Raw genomic sequence first — 948 nt, 5'->3', positions numbered from 1 at the left:
TTTTTATATACGATTAATTCACACTTACTTTAAGAGTTACTTCAACATTACCACTAATTGCTTTTGAATAAGGGCACATTTGATGTGCTTTATGAACCAATGTTTCTAACGTATCTTGGTCAATACCTGATCCTTGTACTTCCAATGTTACCGCTAAGCTGTACTGATGCATTTCGCCCATCAATAAGCTAACATTAGCTGTCACTTTTGATTCAAATGCCGCTTTTTCAATTTTACCAACCGATTGTAATGCACTATCAAAACAAGCTGCATATCCTGCCGCGAAAAGCTCCTCAGGACTAGTTGCTTCAGGCATTTTTTTCGCTCTCGGCGTACCAGGCATTGCGATATCTACAGTGAAATTCCCATCAGCAGAGATAGCCGTACCTTCTCTTCCTCCATCAACCGTTACTGTTTCTGTAAATAATGTTTTTGTCATTTTATATACTCCCCTTCAACCGTTATTAGTTGTGCACAATTGAATTTTATAACACTTAAATAAAAAGTGCAATAAAAAAGCACTTCTCGAAAGAGTTTATTGAACCTTCTCCTTTATTCCGTTTCTTCTTACTCCTCAAATATGGTTTTTTTGAACTATCAGCTTAAAACAAAGACTGATTCTTCCCCATTGGCGATCTATTCTGCCCTAACTAGGTTTTATTCTGCCCTAACTCCACTCTATTCTTCCCTATCCAACTTTCATTCGGCCCTATCTTTTTCCCCTATAAATGTACCTCCAAAAATATGTACCTGGCTCTTTGGTCTGCTTCTTAGATAACGGTTCCTTCTTTTTTAGTTACACTTTTTGAGCTAAGGGCATAAAAAATGGGTTGTTTCTCTTAAACTCTTCCTTTGCGTAGCTATTTTGGGGGTAGAAGCAACTTTTGATCGACGATTGAACACCAGATTCGGCCCATTCTGGAATTTATTCTGCCCTAACTAGGTTTT

At 37.7% G+C, this 948-nt stretch carries 1 protein-coding gene; it reads right to left on the bottom strand.

Going from position 1 to position 948, the window contains the following annotated elements:
- Nucleotides 1-13: 13 nt before the first annotated feature.
- Complete coding sequence (locus WYK_RS06345) at nucleotides 14-439, bottom strand: Ohr family peroxiredoxin (RefSeq protein WP_040373715.1); 426 nt, start codon at nucleotides 437-439, stop codon at nucleotides 14-16.
- Between the last annotated feature and the right edge of the window lie 509 nt (nucleotides 440-948).

Source organism: Peribacillus psychrosaccharolyticus ATCC 23296, from assembly GCF_000305495.1.
GTDB lineage: Bacteria > Bacillota > Bacilli > Bacillales > DSM-1321 > Peribacillus > Peribacillus psychrosaccharolyticus.
This window is presented reverse-complemented; position numbering and strand designations above follow the sequence as displayed.